Source organism: Croceicoccus hydrothermalis, from assembly GCF_022378335.1.
In the GTDB taxonomy this organism is placed as follows: domain Bacteria; phylum Pseudomonadota; class Alphaproteobacteria; order Sphingomonadales; family Sphingomonadaceae; genus Croceicoccus; species Croceicoccus hydrothermalis.
This window is the reverse complement of the sequence record NZ_JAIQCI010000076.1, coordinates 1-741: the sequence shown is the minus strand read 5'-3', so window position 1 is coordinate 741 and position 741 is coordinate 1. Positions and strand designations below refer to the sequence as shown.

Here is a 741-nt window from a genome sequence, read left to right as displayed (position 1 = left end):
TCTCGGCGCAAACGCGGACCAAAAGGACGCTTTTGCCGCTGCCGTCCCCGGGTTCTGGATGGATCGAAAATAACAAAAGGGGCGCCCTTGTCATGAGCGCCCCTTCCGCGATGATCAGTCTCCCGATTCAAGGAAGTCAGCCCATAGCTCGGCGAGAATACAAGCGCCGTCATTGTAAACGAGCTCGCGATCCAGACCGCCATACGCGAGGCCAGCTTTAGAGGCTTGGCGAGGACAAATAATGAGGTGCAGATGCGGATCGTTAGAACATGATACCCGTCCAGGCGCATGCTGTATCAATAGCGTTGCAACGCCTCTCTCATCGGCCAGCATCTTCGCAAAGGCACGCCCTGTTTCCCAAGCGTGATGCATGCGACACGCATCCGGTGTCGGGATGGTCAGATAGACAAGAATGTTGGAGTTGACCTGCATTGCATCGCATCCTTCGAGGAAAGAAAGAGGCGTGGCAAACTGGTCCTCGGCGCCTTGGGGCAGAATGACATCCGCCCTTTCCGCCGTGATGGCATCGGGATCGGATTGAGGCGGCGGGACCGGCTGCAATTTTCGTCTGCCGAACTCTACTGCGCTATTGGTTCGATCCTTGAACGTCGAACGGAGCACGCCGAAGGTAAGCGCGCCCGCTTTCAGCAAGTAGAGCCAGCTTTCAGGTCGATCGGGATCGGTAACGGACAACGACGTCGGCGTCGCTTGAGACTGTTTCGCCATCAGATCAGCCCCCGC

The 741-nt window shown here is 57.4% G+C and carries 1 protein-coding gene; it reads right to left on the bottom strand.

The window, feature by feature from the left end:
- Positions 1–114: 114 nt before the first annotated feature.
- Positions 115–741 (bottom strand): hypothetical protein (locus K4G67_RS17325; protein WP_239807489.1); only part of this gene is annotated, 627 nt, incomplete at its 5' end.